Raw genomic sequence first — 18,183 nt, forward strand, 5'->3', positions numbered from 1 at the left:
AAACCTACTGATTCATTTGCTCACAAGCGCCAATACTCACCCAGGTGCTGGCACCATCTGCCCAATGTTCTTTTTTCCAGATGGGAGCGTTATGTTTTAAAGTATCAATGGCATATTTACAGGCAGCGAAGGCTTCGGAACGATGGGGACAGCCGACGGCAACCAAGACGCTAATTTCACCAATTTGTAGGCGTCCGATGCGATGGTGAATGACGACACGATTGACGTCAGCCCACTTCCCTCGAATGTCTTGGGCAATGGTGGCAAAGACACGCAATGCCATGGGTTCGTAGGCTTGATATTCCAGTGACACAACGGGTTTGCCTTCGGTTTGGTTACGCACAGTGCCACTCATGACGACGACAGCACCATTGGCAGGATCATCGGCGAGGGTATAGACATCGGCGAGGGATAGGGGAGCAAAGGTTATGGCGAAGCTATCATTAGTTTGTGGTTTTTTGGGAGAGGCTATAGACATGGCGATTTTGCGGGTAGATGGAGAATATTTTCTTTTTAGCGCACAGGTGCAGGGAGATTCCAATATTGCTGCGATAGGCTCTAATTAAACAATTCCTCTTCCCTCCCCTTGTAGGAGAGGCGTCGGGAGAGGTTCGGGGAGGGGGAAAGGGGAGGGGTCAGACCCCTCAGTTAATGACTAGCAGTATCCTGAGCTGGCAAAGGATCTGCTGAGGGAGGAGTTTCACTCGAAATTACGATGACCAGAGGATGCCTTAAGCGATGCTAAGCATGATATAACCTTTTGAGGATAGTAGCACTCTGAAGGGCTGTGGTAAGTTTGGGGCAATCAATAATAACGCTGTAAACTAATTTAGCTGATCTCTTGCTGACCTATTGATAATTGTGTTTAACAATGACTAACCTATACGGCATCTCTTCCCATACTTATTCTCTTATGTCCAATCTGTTGTCTAACAGGTCTATTGCAGGGTTTTAATGGAAACCTATCTAAATCATCCAACCTTTGGTTTACTTTTTCGCGTTTGCATGGTTGAAGACAACCAGGAACTGTTCACTACCCTTTACGCCCAGCGTCTATTTTTTTTGGTGACGACAGGCTCGAATGGTTTGGCGTTTGAACCGATTAGTCGTTCAGATGCTCGCCATTTAGTGGAAAATCGTCTCCGCATTCTCCGTCGTATGGGTGCATCCAAAGATTTTGAGCAGCTTCAGAAAATTCATAAGCAAACATTCCAATGAGCAGTAGCGGTAGATTTTTGGATGATTCACCCTCTCTCGTGACTCCCTTATTGCTCATCTCACATCATGACAGGCTCAATTACAGAACGTATTGCTCAGATTCGCCAACAGCTACCGCCCGACGTGCGGTTAATTGCTGTGACTAAACGAGTATCGGTAGAGGCGATGCGCGAAGCCTATCAAGCTGGCGTGCGAGATTTTGGCGAGAGCCAAGTTCAAGAAGCGGCGGCTAAACAGGATGAACTGCAAGATTTGCCTGACATTACCTGGCATTTGATCGGACATCTTCAAAGCAATAAGGCAAAAAAAGCTTTAACTCAATTTCAGTGGATTCATTCCTGTGACAGCCTCAAGTTAGCCCAGCGACTGAATCAATTAGCTTGTGAGTTGGCTGTCAGTCCCCAAATCTGTCTCCAAGTCAAAATTATGCCTGATCCCCATAAATATGGTTGGACGATACCGGAATTGCTAGAGGCTTTACCTGAACTGGATCAGTGTAAGGCGTTGCAAATTCAGGGGTTAATGACGATTCCCCCCTTGGGATTGTCCCGCCAGGAAACTCTGGGTGTCTTTGAGCGGACTCGGGATCTGGCGAATGAAATTGGACAGCAAAATTGGTCGAATTTGCGAATGCATCAGCTTTCTATGGGAATGTCAGAGGATTACGCCCTAGCCATCCAAGCGGGGGCAACGATGGTACGACTCGGGCGAATTATTTTTGGTGAACGCGGGGATTAAGTCGGTGAGGAATGGAGTTATTAATTAGCATCATGAGTAAGCAACTGCTGTATAGTGCCAAAATAACTCTTATGATAAGTATTGTCTTGTAAGTAATCCCTGAGTGTTTTCACCGTTATGGGCATAGAACTACCCGTTTGATTAGAAGCGGGTGTATACTAAGGGCTTACTTTTGACAAGCTCCGGTGGTAGGAAATGTTAGGCGATCGCGGGGTAAGCTAGCCGTTTGCTTGAGGTTTTGGTCTCAACCCGCAAGAGTTAAAGACTGATACCTCAACGAGGGTCGATTTTAGCGTTTCCCGACAAACCCTAAAGTTGTGATGGAGAGTAGATCCAATGAACAATATTTTTAACAAGCTGCGAGATTTTGTGGTCGGTCCCAATGATCCCGAATATGAGTATGAATACGAGGACGTGGATGGAGAGACGTATCAAAATCTATATCAGCAAGAACCACCTATGCCAGCGCCTGCGGAGGAAGAACGTCCTCCTCGACGTCGGGTTCGGGAACGTCCCGTTGTAGGATCGGATTCAGGAATGGGAGCGGTAAATATGAACAATGTGATTGGTATGCCGGGAGCGGTTAACGGGATTTCGGAAGTCGCCGTGATTGAGCCGCGTTCGTTTGAAGAAATGCCCCAGGTGATTCAAGCCCTGAGAGAGCGCAAGTCTGTGGTTTTAAATTTAACCATGATGGACCCGGATCAAGCTCAACGGGCAGTGGATTTTGTCGCCGGCGGAACCTATGCGATCGACGGTCATCAAGAGCGTATTGGTGAGAGTATTTTCCTGTTTACACCAAGCTGTGTACAAGTAAGCACTCAATCGGGTGTCATTCACGAAGTTGCTGAACAAACTCGTGCGTCACGTTCAGCGCCTCCTCCCAGTTGGACGTCTGAGCCGGAACGTATGGCTCAGTAATTCAATTGAGATTGTCGAAAAGCGAATGTCCGTTCACTAAAGGAAGGGTGGGTGTCTATCAAACTTGGCATAATCGGCGGCGGGGTAATGGGAGAAGCGATCTTATCCCGCCTGATCGCACAGCAAGTTTATCGCCCTGATCAGGTGCTGGTTAGTGATCCCCAAGCCCAGCGACGAGAGGATTTAAGCCAGCGCTATGGGGTTAATGTAACCTCGGATAACGGCGTGGCGGCGGAAGCTGGCGAAGTTTTACTCTTGGCAATTAAACCTCAAGTGTTTAAGGTGGTAGCGAGTGGCTTGGTGTCAAACGATGACAATCATTCCCCAGCTTCCGAAAACCTGCCAGTGGTGATTTCGATTTTAGCGGGTGTGTCGTTAACGGAACTCGAAGCCGTATTTGAGCATCAGCCAGTCATTCGGGCGATGCCCAATACCCCAGCCACGGTGGGAGCAGGAATAACCGCGATCGCACCCGGAAAAAGCGTCACGGCTAACCATTTAGAACAAGCAAAAACCCTTTTGGGTGCAGTGGGTGAAGTGGTGGAGGTGTCGGAATCCTTAATGGATGCTGTTACTGGGTTATCGGGATCGGGACCGGCTTACGTGGCAGTGATGATTGAAGCCTTAGCCGACGGGGGTGTAGCTGCCGGACTCCCCAGAGCGATCGCGTCTAAATTAGCTCTGTCTACGGTATTGGGAACAGCACAACTGTTACAGGATAAACAACTCCATCCCGCTCAGCTTAAAGACCAAGTGACGAGTCCAGGTGGCACTACAATTGCGGGAGTGGCTGAATTAGAGCGTTCTGGTTTCCGTTCGGCGCTGATAGAAGCTGTAAAAGCCGCTTATCGGCGCTCTCAACAACTGGGTAAGTAGGTGGGGACAATTAAAGTTAACGGTGGGAATCGTCCTTAGTCATACTCGCTCCCTTGAGAAGCAAGCTACGTCATCCATCATTTATTCTATAGACGATGCTGCCAAAGTATTCTTGGATTATTCCCATCTATAACGAAGAAGAAACCCTCCAGGAAATGTATCGTCGGATCAGCGCTGTAGCCGATCGCATGGATGGGCTTGTAGAATTCATTTTAATTAATGATGGCAGTCGCGATCGCTCGTTACAGATTATCCGAGAACTGCACCAGCAAGACAAGCGAGTCTGTTATCTGAGTTTGGCACGTAACTTTGGGCATCAGATGGCGGTAACGGCAGGTCTGAATTTTGCCCGAGGTCAGGTTATTGTTGTCCTAGATGCGGATTTGCAAGATCCACCGGAGTTAATTCCAGATATGGTGGAAAAATGGCGGCAAGGTTATCAAGTGGTGTATGCTCAGCGCATTAAACGCCGAAACGAAAGTGTGTTTAAGCGCTTCACCGCTTATGTATTTTATCGTTTACTCAAGTCTCTAGCCGAGGTGGATATTCCCACAGATACGGGTGATTTTTGTTTAATGGATCGGCAAGTTGTAGATTTGCTCAATGCCATGCCTGAACAAAACCGCTACATTCGAGGCTTGCGATCGTGGGTGGGTTTTCGGCAGACTGCCATTCGGTTTGAACGTGATCCCCGTTTTGCTGGGGATGTAAAGTACACCTTTCGGAAATCCCTAGGGTTAGCCGTGAACAGTTTAGTCTCGTTCTCTAAAGTACCGTTACGATTATCCACCTATCTCGGATTACTGTCGGCGGCGTTAGCTCTATTCATGTCAGTGTTAGTCCTATACTGGCGTTTAGCCTCACCTAATTCTCCCTTAACAGGATTTGCCACGATCGCGATCGCGATTTTCTTTCTGGGATCAGTTCAGCTCATCAGTATTGGCATATTAGGCGAATATATTGGACGAATTTATGAAGAGGTCAAAGCCAGACCCCTTTACACCCTAGCAGAAGTGGGTGGTTTCCCTGATCACTCTAGATCCCAAATCCGTTAATTTTGTCAACACTCTAGACTCAACAAACATTTAAATTGAGTATGCCCAAAAAGCATAACTATAACGTTAGGTTATCTAAAAATCCTTGGCATCTCTTAATTATTGTATTATTAGTTCTCGGTATATTCTTTCGATTTGCAAACCTGGAACAAAAACCCTATTGGGGTGATGAAAGCCTCACATCACAACGAATTTCTGGTTATACCGATGAAGATTTTCAGGCAATAGTTTTACAAGGCGAGGAAATGAAGGTAGTCGAAATCCAAGACTATCAACGTCCCAGTCCAAAAAGAGGCTTAATGGATGCCATAAATGCTTTTGTGAAACATGGCGAACATCCACCCATCTATTACTTGATGGCGCGATTTTGGATGCAGTTATTTCAAAATATCGTGACTACACCCAGAAGTTTGTCGGCTGTTATTAGCGTGGTGGCAATGCCTTGCATATATTTACTGTGTTGGGAACTATTTGAGTCGTCATTAATTGGATGGGTTGCCATCGGACTTCTGGCGATTTCTCCCCTTCAGATACTCTATGCCCAAGAAGCACGGCAGTACAGCCTCTGGACAGTGACTATATTATTATCAAGCTGGGCATTGCTGCGAGCCATGCGTCTCCACAGTAAACTGAACTGGGGAGTTTATGCGGTAACTCTGGCACTGGGATTCTATACGCATCTGATTTCTGTAATCGTTGCGATTGGACATGGCATCTACGTGGTTGTCCATGAAAGCTTCCGATTTAGTAAAACGCTGATCGCTTACTTGCTGGCATCTTTGGCAGGGTGCTTACTTTTTCTCCCTTGGATTGGGGTGATGATCGCTGATTCACAAGTCGAAAATCCATCTCCAGGCTGGAGCAAAACACCTACACCACTGCCATCTTTAGTTCAAAGTTGGCTGGTGAATATTAGTCACATTTTTGTCGATTTAAATGATAGTTTTGTTTATGGGAAATTATGGATTTATGCCCTGACATCCATTCTCGTCTTATACGCTATTTACTTTTTATGTAATCACACACCCAAGCGGGTTTGGCTGTTTGTCTGTCTATTAATCGCAGTCCCCGCGTTATTTTTAATACTACCGGACTTATTAGGGGGAGGAAGACGCTCGACTCCGCTGCGATATTTTATCCCGTCTTCTTTGGGTATTCAGATAGCAGTTGCTTACCTAATTTCTAGTAAAATTAATCCGGGTGTAAATGTTAATAATTGGCAACAGAAGCTATGGCAGCTAATTATAGTTGTTATCGTTTCAAGTGGAGTTTTTTCTTGCGCCCTCATATCCCAATCAGATACATGGTGGACGAAAGGTCGAGAATACTATCATACTGAGGTGGCTAAGATTGTTAATCCAACAGACCAGCCCCTGGTTATAGCAACATGGTTCGATATCCGTACTCTCAGTCATTCACTGGCTCCCCATGTTGTTCTGCAAGATATTCGCCCGCTGCAAGAGGTTAATTCTGTAGGCAAGGGTTTCAGTAATGTATTCGTGTACCAGTCTAAAGCAGCATTGGACTATTTACTTGAAGAAAATCCCAACTATAAAATAGACAAAACCTGGAAATGGAAACGGCAAACAACCCCGGTTAATACAACTCAAACGACTCTATGGAAATTAAAGATTGGAGAGGAAAATTATTAACTAAACCATGAATTTACCTTTTACTCATGCTAACCGCAAAACAGCACAGATTCATGCTGCTGTAGTCTTTGTCAGTGTAATCACAGTCATTGCATCGCTGACTCTACTGATAGTTTTGGCTCATACAGTGGCGACGACAACGATTCCCTTCGATAGCGATGAAGCTGAACACGCGGTTGATGGTTGGCAAGTTTACCATAGCCTAATTAGGCTTAATTTAGGAGACTTGTTCCAAGCGATTACCAGCCAGTCCTTCTACCCATTTATCAACTCCTTATTCGTTGCGATCGCATACCTGTTGGCTGGAGCTAGTGTTGTCTCCAGTCGTATACCATCAGTATTACTCTTCGCACTTACAGTGTTTGGCTTAGGCTGGCTCACCTGGAGGATTGCTCAACGACAAGAAGACGCCGTGAACCCAGCCGATCAATGGTTTCCCTGGACAGGTGCTATTTTCGCGATCGCCCTCGCTATTACCAGCCCGATTTTTGTCACCAATGCCGTCCTTTGTATGCTGGAAATGACGGGTGCGATGCTAGCCGTTCTGCTAATACTGATTGGGGATCAGATTGATCAAATCCGCCACCAACGTTCACGCCTGATCGGGATTGCGATCGCGGCTTTCGTAGTCATGGCAATTGTGTTAACCAAATACTCCTTTGGCTTATTCTACATACCTGGACTACTCGCCGCCTTAGTCACCGCCACCAAACCTGGGAAATTGGGTCGTCAAGTCTGGCTAGAAACAACTGTAGTCCTGGGTATCTACGCCGCTGTCTTGCTTTTATGGATTCTGGTCACGGATCGAGCAACAATGTGGATGTTCTTTACCAATCACCCCAGCTACGTGGACGTTTGGTCGGTCGAGAATTTTCTCTACTATCCTATTGTCTGGCTTAACGAATACTCAACCAAAAAGCCAGTCGGACTTCTTTCCCTCACCTTCGCCGTCATCGGCGCTGTTCGCTATTGGAAACATCTACCGGTGCGGATTGGGGTTTGGTCTGTTTTGGCTGCAACCGTCGTACTCGGGATTTCAACGACCAACTCTCAACGACATATACTGGTTATCGCACCTGTAATCTGGATGCTGGCTGGACTTGGACTCGTCAAGGTATTGCAATGGCTTGGTCATAGAACACAGACTCGCCCCTTCGTTGTCGGTACAATCGGATTGATTTGGGCTTTACTGATTGTTTGTGCCATAGAACCTGCTTTACAGCTACACGCTCGATTGATAAAAGTGTTTGAAGGGTTACCCGTCTATGCCGAAATGCAGGAGTTCGGACTGCAAGAGGTTGACCTAAATCAACCTGTTCTGCTACTCGGATTCAATACTGATCAATATAATTTATTGGCTATTCGCTGGCGTGCCGCCGTACTTTCTGGCAAACGCTTAGAGGATCTCAACATTGATCAGTTTCCCTTTGAACAGCGTGAAATTTATCTGCGACGCACAGGTCGCAAGCCTCAGAAAGTTAGCGTTGATCCCAGTTTTCCCCGCCAACCCTTGGATGCTATTCTCGATAGTGGCTATTACGCTTACATGATTGAGACTCGTAATCTGCAAGAGCAATCCAGCATTCTCTATTCTGAGCAACATTCACTGGTTAATTATCCTATGGTTGCCCAGCAATTCTATCCCTGGTTAGTCACTGTTTACAAGATAGAAAATTAAGACTATTGGTTTAATTCGTGAACGGAATCATCAATATGCTGGCTGGCTTACCTTTACTCTCATTATTGCTTTTATTTCTAATTTTCCAGTCTCCCGGTCAAGACTGGCGGCGTTCTGTTTTATCCGCAGCGATTGTTTGGGGAATTTTGATCACGGTATTTACTGAAACGTTAAGTCTATTTAGAGTCTTGACATTTAGTTCAGTGTTGGTCTTGTGGCTGATTACAGATATCGCACTCTTGTTTATCTATTATCGACTGGTTAAGAGAGGAAAGCGATCGCTAAATTTCCCTGAACGCCCCAAACTCACCCCAGTCTCACTGGTTTTGCTGGGCGGTGTCGTCTGTATTGTGGCGACAGTTGGTTTAATTGCTGTGGTAGCGCCGCCGAATAATTGGGATTCTATGACCTATCATCTGGCGCGGGTAGTTCATTGGATACAAAATCGCAGTGTTGCCCATTATCCCACCTACTATTCGGCTCAATTAGTTCACCCCCCGTTTGCCGAATTTGTGATCATGCATCTACAGATTCTCAGTCGGGGCGATCGCTTGGCTAATTTGGTGCAATGGTTAAGTATGGTTGGCAGCATTATTGGCGTATCCCTAATTGCTAAACAACTGGGTGCCGATCAACGGGGACAAATTTTTGCGGCGATTTTCTGTGCTACGATTCCCATGGGAATTTTGCAAGCGTCCAGCACTCAAAATGATTATGCTGTCGCTTTTTGGCTAGTTTGTCTAGCTCATTATATTCTGTTGGCATTGCCCGAAAAAAAGATTCCGCTTCCCTTAGTCCTCAGTATTGGCGCTAGCTTAGGCTTGGCTGTTTTTACCAAGAGTTCAGGCTATATCTATGCCTTTCCTTTAATGGTTTGGTTTTTCTTGGCGAAACTAAATCGCTTACGCTGGAAATTATGGAAACCAATAGGTATCATTACTCTTATATTTTTAAGCCTGAACTGGGGTCATTATTCACGTAACTTTGATTTGTATGGAAATCCCATATCGGTAGCCGAATATTCAGCCGACTATAAAATAGAAGTGTACAGCCTGCCGACATGGATCTCAAATATTATCAGGAATCTTTCTCTCCATGTTGATATCGTTAGATACCTAGGACTACAGGATTTTATTACGCCGATTACGGGGATTAGCCATAAATTAATCAGTATAATCCATTCCGTTTTGGGCATTGACATGAATGATCCGCGAACCACCTGGCCCCTAAACTCCTATGCAGTTCCGGGTCTATCATTTGATGAAAATGTTGCCGGAAATCCCCTGCATCTATTACTCATTGCTTTAGCGATTATAGTTTTTGTGTTTAACAAGGAATTGAGGGTAAAAAACAATGTAATCGGTTATGTATTGGCATTAATTGGTGGCTTCTTACTCCTTTGTTGGATGCTGAAAATACAACCTTATCAAAGTCGCCATCATCTTTCGCTATTTGTCCTATTTTCGTCTTTTGTCGGTTTAGTTTTTAACAAAAGCTGGAATCGTCATGTTCTAATGATTCTGGCTGTGATTACGCTCGTAGCATCAATTCCCTTTATGGTTAATAATAAATACCGACCGATTGCTGCCGAGCAAAATATATTTAATACCAGCCGCAATGAACTGTACTTTGCTAATCGTAAATATCTCAAAGAACCCTATTTCGCGACCGCTGATTTTCTCAAAAAACAAAACTGTGAAACGATTGGGTTATCTTTAGGAGGTACAGCCGTACCATCGGGGACGTATTGGGAATATCCATTTTGGATACTTTTGCAGGAAAACAATTCTAAAACTATTCAGGTTCAGCATATTTTACATCCGGATAATCGCTCGAATGTCAAATCTAAGATATATCCCCACAATAATTTTAATCCCTGTGCCATTATTGCGGTTAGAAGTAGTAAAGAGGAACCCGTTAAAGAAATGGTGGTTCAGAGTAGCACTTATGTCAGCGCTTGGTCAGCTAACTCGGATCAGATAAATGTGTTAATTAAATAAAGATAGGGGAGAATGTGAAAGAATTAGATTGACCGCTGAGGCTGATATTTTCCTGGAAAGAAGGGCAGGTTGTATTGAAGATTTATTGGTGAATATCTGAATTTAGGGGCTAAACCCGCCCCGACAATTTACCCAAGACTTATGAGTGATGACTGGCTCGATACTCTAGGGCATAGTAGTATCAAGATGAGTGTTTCCTGATCTTTTCCAGATATCCCGTGATTACCAACTCCGTTGACGCCATTCTGAACCGCGCCTTAGCTGGTGAAGACATTTCTCCAGAGGAAGGTGTGATTCTCCTCCAGCAAACTGAACCGACTGCTGTGGCGGCGATTCAGGAAACGGCTGACCAATTGCGCCATCACCAAGCAGGCGATCGCGTCACCTACGTGATTAACCGTAATATCAACTTTACCAATATTTGTACTCAGCACTGTAGTTTCTGTGCCTTTCGTCGCGATGGGGGTACAGAGGGGGCGTATTGGCTAGATTGGGGGCAAATTCTGGAAAAGACAGAGGATGCAGTACAACGGGGGGCGACAGAAATTTGTATGCAGGGGGGATTGAACCCGGAAGCCACTATTAATGGTGCGGCTTTACCCTATTATCTGGAATTGGTGAAAACGATTAAGCAAGCATTTCCTCAATTACATCTCCATGCGTTCTCTCCCCAGGAAGTCCAATTTATCGCTGAACAAGATGGATTGAGTTACGCTGAGGTCATTGCTGAACTGCAAAAGGCTGGGGTTGGTTCCATGCCTGGAACGGCGGCTGAGGTTTTAGATGACGAAGTGCGGCGCATCCTTTGTCCGGAAAAGACAAATACAACAACCTGGTTAGACATTGTGGGAACGGCGCATCGATTGGGAATGCCAACAACTAGCACAATGCTTTCCGGTCATATTGAAACGAACCAACAGCAGATGGGGCATTTAGCCAAGCTGCGATCGCTTCAGCAACGAACTCGCGCTCAAGGCTACTCCGGCTATATCACAGAGTTTATTCTACTGCCTTTTGTTGGTCAAGATGCCCCTAAACCGTTGCGTCAGCGTGTGGGGCGAGATCAACCGATTCTCCAAGATGCCCTATTATTAACGGCGGTGACGCGAATTTTCCTGGGTAATTGGATTTCCAACCATCAACCAAGCTGGGTGAAATTGGGTTTGGCTGGTGCGAAGGAAGCTCTCAGATGGGGCTGTAATGACATTGGCGGCACGTTAATGGAAGAACATATCACCACCATGGCAGGCGCTCAAGGGGGAACCTGTATGGAAGTCGAGACTCTCCAGAAAGCGATTCATTCGCTAGGGCGTTCTTATCAGCAACGAGATACCCTTTATCGACCGATACTACAGCAGGTTTCAGATACTGTAGGGGCTCACGTCTGTCATTGATGTCAACTTAAGCTCAAAAGCAGGGGTTAGCGGAGTAGCGTATTGTAATTGGTCGGTTGGGTTAGCGCATGTTACCCAATAGAATATAGGGCTAAAGCCCTTACTACAAGCCGACGCGATCGCATTATGTATGATTGAACTGAATTACTGGGAAATCGCCACTGATTCAGGTTGTTTAGATAAGCGCCCATCTTCCATATAAATAATCCGATCCGCAATATCCAAAATGCGATTATCGTGAGTTACAAGCAAGATTGTACACCCCTGTTGCTGGGCTAAATCATGCATAATATCAACCACATCTCGTCCTGATTTTTTATCCAAGGCGGCAGTGGGTTCATCAGCCAACACGATTTGGGGACGGCTGACAAGAGCGCGGGCGATCGCGACGCGCTGTTTTTGTCCACCTGATAGATCGGCTGGGTAATAATTAATTCGCTCTTCTAAACCCACCTGCTTGAGCATCTCCGCCGCCCGATGGTGGCGTTCTGGCTTGGAAAAAATGCCATGAACTTCTAACCCCATTTGCACGTTCTCAAGCGCCGTTAAGCTGCCGTGTAAGTTGTGGGCTTGGAAAATATAACCATTGTGTCGTCTTGCCTGTACCAAAATATTCTGGCTAGCTTGACAAAGTTCTTGTCCTAATACGTTTAGACTGCCTGACTGAGCCGATCGCAAGCCGCCTAATAAAGTCAGTAGCGTGGTTTTCCCCGATCCAGAAGGACCTGTCATAATCACAATCTCGCCAGCAAAAATCTCTAAATTGATGTCGAATAACACCTGCTTTTGCAGTTTCCCTGTGCCAAAGTAGTGGTTAAGTTGATGAATAGAAATTACGGGTTGATTAGTCATTTGCCATTCGTCATTCGTCATTTGTCAGGGAACAGTTAACAGGTAAGGTAGAGTTTTGAGTTAACTTCCCCATCTTCCCCATCTTCCCCATCTCCCCCTGCTTCCCCTGCTTTAAAAAATATCAGCCGGATCAGCCGCTTGGAGTCGGCGAGTCGCGATCGCACCTGATGCACCACACATGACAAATGTCAGCAGAAGCACAAAAATAGTCCGACTCAACGGCATTGCCAAAGGTAGGGCGGTTGCTGCGGCTGTCACTTGATAAGCCGCTAATGCGATCGCTAAACCGGGTATAAACCCTAACACCGATAGAATCAGTGCTTCTTCAAAAATTACCCCTAACAAATAAGTATTCCGATAACCCATAGCCTTGAACGTGGCATATTCTGCCAAGTGACTATTCACATCCGTCGAAAGCACTTGGTAGACAATCACCGTACCCACAATCAAGCCCATCACGGTACCTAAGCCAAAAACAAATCCAATCGGTGATCTTGATTGAATATAGGCGATCTCAAAATCTACATAACCCTGACTCGTCAGCACCTGCACATCTTCCGGTAACCGCGCTGCTAAAGCGTCTCTCACCTGTTCTGGCTCATACCCCGGATGCAGACGAATTAACCCCAAGCTTACCGATCCAGCATCCCGTTTGGGAAATAGCCGCAGAAAGTTTTGATCGCTGGTAATTAATGCGCCATCATCAGCAAAAGATGCACCAACTTGGAATAATCCGGCTATGGTTACGGTTCGCTGTCCAATTTCTGTGGTGGGTGACTCTCCCTGTTGAATCCGGGTAATCATGTCCTGGTATTCACCCCGCGAGGCTTGGTCAAATAAAACGGTATCGGGTAGCTGAATCATGTCGAGTTGCTGATTAACTTCAGGTAAATTAAAGGCAGGTCGATCCGGGTTTTGTCCGATCAGCAGCATCGATGTCTTCTTGCGAGTTTGGGGATTTCGCCATTGTACTGAGCCAAGGTACAATTCATCGGCAGAGGCGACTCCCGGCACGTCTTGAGCTTGGTAAAGTCGCCGTCGGGTAAAGGTTCGTAATTGTCCAAAGTTCTGAGCTTGCGTGCTAATTAAGACCAAATCGGCTTGTAGGGTGCGAGGATATTGGGTATTTGTTCTGTAAAGGGCAGCAGCAAATCCCAGTTGCATGAAAATAAGCACATCGGCAAAGGTAATACCTGCGATCGCGGTTAATAGCCGCATTCGGTCATGCTTAAGCTGAAGTAGCCCTAGGGGAGTGCGTTGTTGTAATGTTTTGATGAAGCCAAGCATGGTTTCTTATTAGGGGTTGCTGAATAAGGATTGTGGTGAGGGGAAGCTGGGGAAGCTGGAGATCTTTTGTAGGGGCGGGTTTTACAACTAACGTTTCATTTTCTCCCTGATATAACTAAACCCGCCCCGACCTAACCGTTCAATTATCACAAATGACGTAGCTTGCTTCTCGCTTCGCGAGTATGACAAATGACAAATTACTCGGTTTCAATCGTGACTGTAACTTGTAAGTTGCTTAATCCTGCCACTTTATGACTCAAGTTGGGATCAAGACGAATGTGAACTTCAACGACTTTGGCATCAATGTTGGCGGCGGGATCTTCATCAACAACCTGTTGTTGCTCGACTTGTAAGCCAATCCGCTCGACTGTACCCTGGAGTGAGTTAGGAATGACGGGTGATGTAATTGTGGCAGGTTGACCCTCCTGAACCTTGAGAATGTCACTTTGGTAAACTTCCGCGATCGCTTTCATCTGCTGAGTCTGCCCTAGAGTGACGATGCCCTGATCGGCTATTTTTTCGCCCGGATAGGTGTGAATTTTAATAATTTGACCTGCACGAGGCGATCGCACTTCGGCTTGCTCTAAATTGGCTTGGGCTTCGACAACAGTGGCTTTTGCTGATTGCACTTCTGCCTCGGCTGCTTCTAAGTCTACAGGACGCACCTCAGCGAGTCGATCCAGGGTGGCTTGTGCCTGTTGAATTTGCTCTTGACTGGTTGTCTCAATCCGCCCTAACTCCGCTTGAGCCTGCTGAACCTGTTGTTGAGCCGTGATGTAAGCCAGCCGCTTGGCATCCCGTTGAGAGGCGGAGACAGCACCCTGCTGATACAAGGATTCGTATCGCTCATATTCAAGACGAGCATTTTGTACTTCTGCCTCCAGCCGCTCCACCGCCGCCCGTTGAGCCGCCAAACTCCCAGTTCTATCTGCCTGAAGTCGGGCAATTTCAGCACGCTGGGCTTGCAGTTCACCCGTTTTGGCTCCAGCTTTTACCTGTGCCAGTTTTGCCTGAGCGACGCGAACCTGATTTTCGGCTTTTTGGAGAGATGCCTGTAAGCGATCGCGGTTATCTAAAATCGCAATAATCTGTCCGGTTTGGACGCGATCGCCTTCCTCAACCAATAGTTTCTCAATTCGGCTTGCCTGAGTTGAGGTTGACGCCGTGAGGTTAATCATTTCTCCGGCTGGCTCCAACCGCCCCAATGCTGTCACCGTTTTAATTTCAGGCACAACTGAGACTTCCGTTAGAGCCTCCCTCATCTGAGCCGCTCGAAATTGCCAGACTCCCCATCCTGTTCCAGCCAGCCCCAAAATTGCTACGCCGACAAACGCTAGCCAACGACGCGGTGATTTTGCCGATGCTGCCTGATGGTTCAACAGGTCTAAGGTCATGGACTTTCTCCCTCTCAGAGAAAAGCTTTATCTACATCTATATTTTACTAAACGGTTTAGTAATGTCAACTACACGGTTTAGTAAAATAACATGGATTGGGGCGGGTTTAGTTATCTCTGGGTCAGTGAAAAAATGATAGTCGTAAACCCCGCCCCTACAGACGTAGCTCAAAACTCAAATGGTGAATCGTTCAACTCAACCCAAGTCATCCAACCCCTCCAACCCGGAAAAACCCGATAAAGCCCAGGCGATTTTGGCAGGTGCTTTGCAAGTGTTTACCAAGCATGGATACACAGCAGCGAGCATGGATCGGATTGCATCAGCGGCAGGAGTGTCCAAACCCACGCTGTATAACTACTTTCAAGATAAACAGGGATTATTTGTCGCCTTAATCCACCAACTCACCCAAAACAACAGTCAGCTCATCCTCAATTTGCCCACTGAGCCGGACTTGCAAACGCCTCCTGAGCAGGTTCTGCGTCAAATGGCAATGGCGGTACTCGACGAGTTTGCGAACAATCCAGCGCTGTTAACCTTAATGCGGTTAATCATTGGCGAGTCTGAGCGATTTCCGGAATTAGCTCAAACCCATGTACGCGAAATTATAAAACCCTTAATGGAACGGCTGTCCTTGTACTTAGCCTCTCAACCCCAACTCAACTTGCCCGATCCCGTCGTCGCCGCCCGAATTTTTACAGGCTCTCTGGTTCATTACCTGATCATTCAAAACGTCATGCATGGTAGTGACATTTTACCCTTAGAGCGCGATCGCATGGTCAATGGTCTAATTCAGCTATTAACGGCTGGGGAAGCTGAGGGAGCAGTGTAGAGACGTGCCATGGCACGTCTGGGAGCTGGGGATGGGGAAGCTGAGGGAGCTGGTTAGTTATTTTTGCCGGGATGCACTAGATGCTGCTGATTGCTTGTGTCAAGCTTGATTGAGATGCTCTAATCTTGACCTAGTTTGCCAACCTCACAGATAAGCGATTATTCTGCCTATGGTGACTCTACTCAATGTAAGCAAAATAATTTTTTTTAGACTAAAGACCCAACTTTAAACTTATGCCAACGTTTCGTGATTTTGTAGCTCTAGGTGTGGGGACTGCGATCGCTCTGATCTATACAAAACCAAGCGCCTCTCAAGATTTACCGTCGCCGCTTAGCTTTCAACGTCAAGCCCCGACTCATCAACGTGATCGGGTAACCCAGAGAGGATTGACAGACGTGGCTCCCCCATCGACTGAAGAGAACTTACTCGTTGATGCGGATGATGACCGACCAAAGGTAGAGGACACAGAGCAGATACCAGAAGGGATTGATCGCGATGCCTTCAGCACGAGCTTAGGCGCGATCAAAAGGGAGCAAGGGCTTCATTCCCCCCGGAATAGGACAGAGGAATCAACCTATGCTCAGACAAGTGAGTCCTTGAACTCTACAAGTGAACCCATAACCTCTGAGACTGAACATTTCCCCAATTCCACAGAACTGGCTCAAGACTCTAAGCAACTCGTTACCCAACAGCCAGAGAATTCGATTGGTCAAACCCCTGAATCCATTCCCTCCCTTCCCACGCTAGAGGAACCCGAAACAGAAACACCTTCACCCGACTTTCTCACACCAGAGATCGAATCTGTGCCGATACCGTCTACCACTCCTGATTTACCGATATCAGAATTGCTCAATCCCAGTGCTAATCCATTGCTGTTTCCCACCGAAGTTGAAGAAGTCCAAGTGCAAACGACTCAGCCAATTACCCTAGAACAGGCAATAGAATTGGCACGGCGTAACAATCAAGAGTTACAAATCGCTAGACTTCAGTTAGAACGAACGGAGTTTGCGCTGCAAGAAGCCCTAGCTGCCGAATTTCCATCGATTAGTGCCATTGCCGAATTTATCCGAACCGAGTCGGAAACAGGAGGTCAGCAAGGTTTTTTACAAGAGCTACTGGGTCAGACGAATCGGACAATCACATCGACAAACTTTGATACCAGACTGGAATTAAATTATGCAGCTTATACGGCTGGGCGTCGTCCTGCGGCTATTCAAGCTGCCGAACAACAGGTACGCTTCCAACAACTGGGTGTAGAAAGCATCCTGGCAGATTTACGACTAAATGTCACTAGGACTTACTACGATTTGCAACAGGCAGATGCCGAAGTCGAAATTAGCCAAGCGGCGGTTAATGATGCGGCTCGCAGTCTACGGGATGCCCAGTTACTCGAACAAGCTGGCTTAGGAACTCGATTTGAAGTGTTGCAGGCGCAGGTAGAACTCGCCAATAATAATCAAGCGTTAACCAACGCCATCAGTCAGCAACGCATTGCCCGCCGCCAAATTGCACAATTGTTGAGTTTGGATCAGCAGGTGGGAATTTCTGCGGCTGATCCCATAGATGTGGCAGGGGACTGGGAACTTTCCCTAGAAGAAAGCATTATTTTAGCCCTGAAAAACCGGGCGGAGTTAGAACAGCAACTGGCACAACGCAATATCAATGAACAACAACGGCGCATTGCTCTAGCGGACAATAAACCCCAGGTGAATCTGTTTGCCCAATATAATATTTCCACCCAGTTGGATGATAGTGATGGTCCGACAGATGGCTTAACGTTAGGAGCGCGGCTCCAGTGGAATTTCTTTGATGGGGGAGCCGCAAAAGCCAGAGCCAGACAAGCCGAAGCGGATGTGGCGATCGCGGAATCCAATTTTGCCAATGAGCGTGACCAAATTCGCCTTGAGGTTGAACAAGCTTTTTTCCAGTTAACAGCTAGCCAGGAGAATATTCAAACGGCATCTTTTGCCCTAGAACAAGCACAAGAAAGCTTACGATTGGCACGGTTACGATTTGGCGCTGGGGTTGGTACTCAAACTGATGTAATTAATCAGCAAACAGCATTAACTCGCTCCAGAGTCAACTTATTGACGGCAATACTAGACTACAACCGAGCGCTAGCCACCCTGCAACGTGCTATTAGTAATCTGCCCAATAGTATTCTTTTTGATGTGCCGTAGTCGTCATTCGTCATTCGTCATTCGTCATTCGTCATTTGTCATTCGTCATTTGTAAATTTTATTCCCTATCTCCCCCAGCTCCCCCAGCTCCCCCAGCTCCCCCAGCTT

The 18,183-nt window shown here is 46.5% G+C and carries 15 protein-coding genes; 11 read left to right on the top strand and 4 right to left on the bottom strand.

Annotated elements, in window-relative coordinates:
* Positions 1-4: 4 nt before the first annotated feature.
* Positions 5-478 (bottom strand): molybdenum cofactor biosynthesis protein MoaE, encoded by a 474-nt coding sequence (locus RH949_RS15605; protein ID WP_006103379.1) that lies wholly within the window; start codon positions 476-478, stop codon positions 5-7.
* A 476-nt stretch (positions 479-954) separates the two neighbouring features.
* On the opposite strand from RH949_RS15605, the gene pipX reads away from it, so the two are divergent.
* From pipX to cofH, 9 genes are all read left to right on the top strand, one after another.
* Complete coding sequence (gene pipX / locus RH949_RS15610) at positions 955-1,218, top strand: transcriptional coactivator PipX (RefSeq protein ID WP_006103405.1); 264 nt, start codon at positions 955-957, stop codon at positions 1,216-1,218.
* Between the two features lie 66 nt (positions 1,219-1,284).
* Positions 1,285-1,956: a YggS family pyridoxal phosphate-dependent enzyme gene (locus tag RH949_RS15615; protein WP_446354334.1), complete on the top strand. Its 672-nt coding sequence runs from the start codon at positions 1,285-1,287 to the stop codon at positions 1,954-1,956.
* A gap of 336 nt (positions 1,957-2,292) precedes the next feature.
* Positions 2,293-2,877 carry a cell division protein SepF gene (locus RH949_RS15620; protein ID WP_006103375.1) on the top strand — a complete coding sequence of 195 codons (585 nt, stop codon included), beginning with the start codon at positions 2,293-2,295 and terminating at the stop codon, positions 2,875-2,877.
* A 51-nt stretch (positions 2,878-2,928) separates the two neighbouring features.
* Positions 2,929-3,753 (top strand): pyrroline-5-carboxylate reductase, encoded by an 825-nt coding sequence (gene proC / locus RH949_RS15625; RefSeq protein WP_446354336.1) that lies wholly within the window; start codon positions 2,929-2,931, stop codon positions 3,751-3,753.
* A gap of 95 nt (positions 3,754-3,848) precedes the next feature.
* Complete coding sequence (locus tag RH949_RS15630; protein ID WP_446354338.1) at positions 3,849-4,808, top strand: glycosyltransferase family 2 protein; 960 nt, start codon at positions 3,849-3,851, stop codon at positions 4,806-4,808.
* Between the two features lie 41 nt (positions 4,809-4,849).
* The gene (locus tag RH949_RS15635) at positions 4,850-6,460 is read left to right on the top strand and encodes a glycosyltransferase family 39 protein (RefSeq protein WP_446354340.1); all 1,611 of its coding nucleotides are present in this window, start codon (positions 4,850-4,852) and stop codon (positions 6,458-6,460) included.
* 7 nt (positions 6,461-6,467) lie between these two features.
* Positions 6,468-8,138 carry an ArnT family glycosyltransferase gene (locus RH949_RS15640; protein ID WP_446354342.1) on the top strand — a complete coding sequence of 557 codons (1,671 nt, stop codon included), beginning with the start codon at positions 6,468-6,470 and terminating at the stop codon, positions 8,136-8,138.
* A gap of 17 nt (positions 8,139-8,155) precedes the next feature.
* Complete coding sequence (locus RH949_RS15645; protein ID WP_446354344.1) at positions 8,156-10,138, top strand: ArnT family glycosyltransferase; 1,983 nt, start codon at positions 8,156-8,158, stop codon at positions 10,136-10,138.
* A gap of 218 nt (positions 10,139-10,356) precedes the next feature.
* The gene (gene cofH, locus RH949_RS15650; protein WP_446354346.1) at positions 10,357-11,532 is read left to right on the top strand and encodes a 7,8-didemethyl-8-hydroxy-5-deazariboflavin synthase subunit CofH; all 1,176 of its coding nucleotides are present in this window, start codon (positions 10,357-10,359) and stop codon (positions 11,530-11,532) included.
* A gap of 144 nt (positions 11,533-11,676) precedes the next feature.
* On the opposite strand, the gene RH949_RS15655 is transcribed toward cofH, so the two are convergent.
* The 3 genes from RH949_RS15655 to RH949_RS15665 form a co-directional block, all read right to left on the bottom strand.
* Positions 11,677-12,384, bottom strand: a complete 708-nt coding sequence (locus tag RH949_RS15655) for an ATP-binding cassette domain-containing protein (RefSeq protein ID WP_446354348.1) — start codon at positions 12,382-12,384, stop codon at positions 11,677-11,679.
* Between the two features lie 111 nt (positions 12,385-12,495).
* Positions 12,496-13,671 (bottom strand): ABC transporter permease DevC, encoded by a 1,176-nt coding sequence (gene devC, locus RH949_RS15660; protein ID WP_446354350.1) that lies wholly within the window; start codon positions 13,669-13,671, stop codon positions 12,496-12,498.
* Between the two features lie 197 nt (positions 13,672-13,868).
* The gene (locus tag RH949_RS15665; protein ID WP_446354352.1) at positions 13,869-15,065 is read right to left on the bottom strand and encodes an ABC exporter membrane fusion protein; all 1,197 of its coding nucleotides are present in this window, start codon (positions 15,063-15,065) and stop codon (positions 13,869-13,871) included.
* Positions 15,066-15,244: 179 nt separating this feature from the next.
* Between RH949_RS15665 and RH949_RS15670 the strand changes: the two genes are divergently transcribed.
* Both RH949_RS15670 and RH949_RS15675 read left to right on the top strand, forming a co-directional pair.
* The gene (locus tag RH949_RS15670; RefSeq protein WP_446354354.1) at positions 15,245-15,895 is read left to right on the top strand and encodes a TetR/AcrR family transcriptional regulator; all 651 of its coding nucleotides are present in this window, start codon (positions 15,245-15,247) and stop codon (positions 15,893-15,895) included.
* Positions 15,896-16,128: 233 nt separating this feature from the next.
* The gene (locus tag RH949_RS15675) at positions 16,129-18,075 is read left to right on the top strand and encodes a TolC family protein (protein WP_006103366.1); all 1,947 of its coding nucleotides are present in this window, start codon (positions 16,129-16,131) and stop codon (positions 18,073-18,075) included.
* The last annotated feature ends 108 nt before the right edge of the window (positions 18,076-18,183 follow it).

The organism is Coleofasciculus sp. A1-SPW-01, assembly GCF_040217205.1.
GTDB lineage: Bacteria > Cyanobacteriota > Cyanobacteriia > Cyanobacteriales > Coleofasciculaceae > Coleofasciculus > Coleofasciculus chthonoplastes_A.